Here is a 3,058-nt window from a genome sequence, read left to right as displayed (position 1 = left end):
GCTGGCGCCCTCCTGATCGGAGTGCCAGGTGACGCCGACGTCGCAGCCCGCCGCTGCGAGGGCGACGGCCGTGGCCCGGCCGATGCCGGAATCGGAGCCGGTGACGATTGCCTTGCTCGGTGTGAAGTCCATGCTCCATCCTTTGCACCGGCGGCCCGCTGGTGCAAGGAGAATCTGGGGCGCAGGCGGGGATGGATCCGGTGCAGGGACGGCGCGACCCCCCGGGCTGCAGCCCGGGGGGTCGCCGATACCGGGGTGCTACGCCTCGACGGCTTCCTGGTGCCCTGCACCGGGCTCCGTGGATTCGACCGCCGTGGACTCGACCGGCGCGGAGGACTCTCCGCTGACGACCTCGATCTTGCGTGGCTTCGCGCGTGCGCTGACCGGGATCATCACGTTGAGCACGCCGTTCTCGTACCGGGCGGAGATGCCCTCGGTGTCGATGCCCTGACCGAGATTGAGCTGGCGCAGGAACGAGCCGCTCTCGCGCTCGCGGGTCAGCCACTTGACGCCTTCCGCGCCACGCAGCGTACGCTCCGCGCGGATGGTCAGGAGCTGGCCGTCGACGTCGATGTCGACCGATCCGGGGTCGATGCCCGGAAGGTCCGCGGAGAGGATGTAGTGGTCCTTCTCGCGGTAGAGGTCCATCGGCATGAGACGGAGTCCGGGACGGTTCTCCAGCAGGGCGCCGGCAACGCGGTCCAGCTCGCGGAATGGATCGAACTTCATGGCCACTGGAAACAACTCCTTCACAGATGCCACCGGCAGGTGGTCGGTTCTCCAAGGTTGAGCGCCCTCCGCTCAACTAGGAAAAATGTTAGCACTCGACCCAGGGGAGTGCTAACAAAATCTGTTCGCCCAGGACGAACTCCCATGGACGCAGGAAAGGCCCGTACCGACGTATCGGTACGGGCCTTCCCGGGTGCTGTCTCCAGCCGATCCTCGTGCCTGCGCGGGGCCTCGATCCCCGGGCCTTCCGCGTGTGAAGCGGATGCTCTACCAGACTGAGCTACACAGGCAATTGGTTCTCCAACAGCTTAGGCCATCCGGGCGGTGCGCCAAATTCCCCTGCTGCACCGGGCCGGGGCGGAGGCCGGCGCTGGTCATCGGTCCGTCGCCTCAGTAGCCTGAAGGAAAGCCTGCTGATCATCCACCGGCGCCGGCACGGCGACGACGAAAGGGACCGAACCATGGACAACCAGGACATCCTCCAGCGTATCCAGGCACTCGTGCAGGAAGAGCACGACCTCCGTGAACAGCCCCAGGACGCCGGAGCCGGGGCCGAGCACCAGGACCACGCGGCCCGGCTGAAGCGGGTCGAGGAGGACCTCGACCAGTGCTGGGACCTGCTCCGCCAGCGCCGGGCGAAGGCGGACGCCGGTGAGGACCCGGCCGACGCCGATGCCCGGCCGATCAGCCAGGTGGAGGGGTACCGCCAGTAATGGCGTTGCCGCTGGTGCTGTTCGACGTCAACGGGACGCTCTCGGACATGGGCCGCATGTCCCAGCACTTCGAGGAGGTCGGTGCACCCCCGCAACTGGCCGCCCTGTGGTTCGCCTCGGTGCTCCGGGACGGCTTCGCACTGACCGCCGTCGGGCGTAACCCGGCCTTCGGCGACGTCGCCGAGGGCGCCCTACGGGTGGTTCTCGCGGACCAGGTGCTGAACCGGGACCTCGACGATGCGGTGACGCATGTGATGACGGCGCTGCAGGAGCTGCCGGTCCATCCCGACGTGGCGGACGGCATCCGCGCGCTCGCACTCGAGGGCTTCGGTGTCGCCGTGCTCACCAACGGGGCAGCGGCAACGGCGGCGGGCCTGCTGGAGCGGGCCGGAGTCGGGGGGCAGATCGCCGCTGTCCTCTCCGTGGCGGACGCCGCCCGGTGGAAGCCCGCGCGGGAGTCCTACGCCCACGCCCTCGAGACCCTCGGAAAGGCGGCGGGCGACGTCGTGCTGGTCGCCGTGCATCCCTGGGACATCGACGGCGCCGCGCGTGCCGGCCTGAAGACGGTCTGGCTGAACCGTGACGGCGGCCCGTATCCGACCGTCATGACGCCGCCCGACCACGAGGTCGCGTCCGTCGGGGAACTGCCCGGGGTCCTGCGGGCCTGACCGGCGTCGACCGCGGGCACCCCCGGCGGGACGCCCGGCCCCGAACTCCCTCAGACCTCCGCATCATCCGGCAGTTCCGACATCAAGGAGTACCCGTGACCGACCTGACAGCCTTCGCGCTCGTGTGCAGCCTCACCCCATCGCCGGGGCCGTCCAGTTCCGACCTGATGGCCCGGCACATCCTCGACCGCTTCGCGGAGCGGGGAATCGCGACGTCCAGCGCCCGCGTGGTCGACCACCACGTGGCACCCGGCGTGCAGAAGGACATGGGCGACGGCGACGAGTGGCCGATCCTCCGCGAGAAGATCCTCGCCGCCGACATCCTCGTGCTGTCCACTCCCATCTGGGTGGGCCACCCGTCGAGCCTCGCGCAGCGCGTGATGGAGCGGCTGGACGCCGACATCGCGGAGACGGACGAGGAGGGCCGGCCCGTGATGGCGGGAAAGGTCGCGGTGGTGGCCGTCGTGGGCAATGAGGACGGCGCGCACAAGACGATCGCCGACATGATGCAGGGCCTGAACGACATCGGTTTCTCCCTGCCGTCCCAGGGCTCCACCTACTGGGTGGGCGAGGCGATGCAGGCCGTCGACTTCAAGGACCTCGCCGAGGTCCCCGACGTGGTGGCGACGACGACCGCGGGCGTCGTCCGCAACGCCGAGCATCTGGCGAGGCTGCTGCGCCGGGAGAACTTCCCGCTGGAGTGACGGGCCGCCCCCGCTACCGGCCGACGTCCCGGCGTGACAGTCCGACGACGGCGACCAGCACGAGGATGCCGCACAGGGCGAGCACGGCCGCCATGCCCGCTCCGGCGCCGGTCGAGAAACCGTGGAGCAGCGGTGCGGGACCGAACACCCAGTCGTAGGGGGAGAGGCCCTTCAGCCACTGCAGGGCTCCCGCCTGGTTCCCGAGGGCGTTGAAGGTGTAGCCCAGGAGCGCCACCGCAGCCCC

5 protein-coding genes, 1 tRNA gene and 1 pseudogene are annotated in these 3,058 nt (G+C 69.8%); 3 read left to right on the top strand and 4 right to left on the bottom strand.

From position 1 onward, the window contains the following. From CVO76_RS17445 to CVO76_RS16375, 3 genes are all read right to left on the bottom strand, one after another. Positions 1-132: SDR family NAD(P)-dependent oxidoreductase (locus CVO76_RS17445; protein ID WP_244186345.1), on the bottom strand; the 132-nt coding region annotated here is incomplete at its 3' end. 126 nt (positions 133-258) lie between these two features. Continuing rightward, positions 259-729 (bottom strand): Hsp20/alpha crystallin family protein, encoded by a 471-nt coding sequence (locus CVO76_RS16380; RefSeq protein ID WP_208740144.1) that lies wholly within the window; start codon positions 727-729, stop codon positions 259-261. A gap of 216 nt (positions 730-945) precedes the next feature. Further along, positions 946-1,019, bottom strand: a tRNA-Val gene (locus CVO76_RS16375). Positions 1,020-1,190: 171 nt separating this feature from the next. Here CVO76_RS16375 and CVO76_RS16370 point away from each other — a divergent pair. From CVO76_RS16370 to CVO76_RS16360, 3 genes are all read left to right on the top strand, one after another. After that, positions 1,191-1,442: a DUF2630 family protein gene (locus CVO76_RS16370; protein ID WP_133080041.1), complete on the top strand. Its 252-nt coding sequence runs from the start codon at positions 1,191-1,193 to the stop codon at positions 1,440-1,442. Then, a complete protein-coding gene (locus CVO76_RS16365) occupies positions 1,442-2,110 on the top strand; it encodes a haloacid dehalogenase type II (RefSeq protein WP_208740143.1) in 669 nt (222 codons plus the stop codon). The genes CVO76_RS16370 and CVO76_RS16365 overlap by 1 nt, the downstream gene beginning before the upstream one ends. A gap of 95 nt (positions 2,111-2,205) precedes the next feature. Continuing rightward, entirely contained in the window at positions 2,206-2,814 is a 609-nt protein-coding gene (locus CVO76_RS16360; protein ID WP_208740142.1) for a flavodoxin family protein, read from the top strand. Positions 2,815-2,827: 13 nt separating this feature from the next. Here the strand turns inward: CVO76_RS16360 and CVO76_RS16355 are convergent. Further along, positions 2,828-3,058: pseudogene (locus tag CVO76_RS16355) on the bottom strand (ABC transporter permease subunit); the annotation flags it as partial.

Origin of the sequence: Arthrobacter agilis, assembly GCF_002953615.1 — a bacterium.
GTDB lineage: Bacteria > Actinomycetota > Actinomycetes > Actinomycetales > Micrococcaceae > Arthrobacter_D > Arthrobacter_D agilis_B.
This window is presented reverse-complemented; position numbering and strand designations above follow the sequence as displayed.

What these genes read in the sequence shown, in the direction of transcription:
- CVO76_RS16380 (WP_208740144.1), bottom strand. Translation starts at nt 729, where the DNA reads ATGAAGTTCGATCCATTCCGCGAGCTGGACCGCGTTGCCGGCGCCCTG.
- CVO76_RS16370 (WP_133080041.1), top strand. Translation starts at nt 1,191, where the DNA reads ATGGACAACCAGGACATCCTCCAGCGTATCCAGGCACTCGTGCAGGAA.
- CVO76_RS16365 (WP_208740143.1), top strand. Translation starts at nt 1,442, where the DNA reads ATGGCGTTGCCGCTGGTGCTGTTCGACGTCAACGGGACGCTCTCGGAC.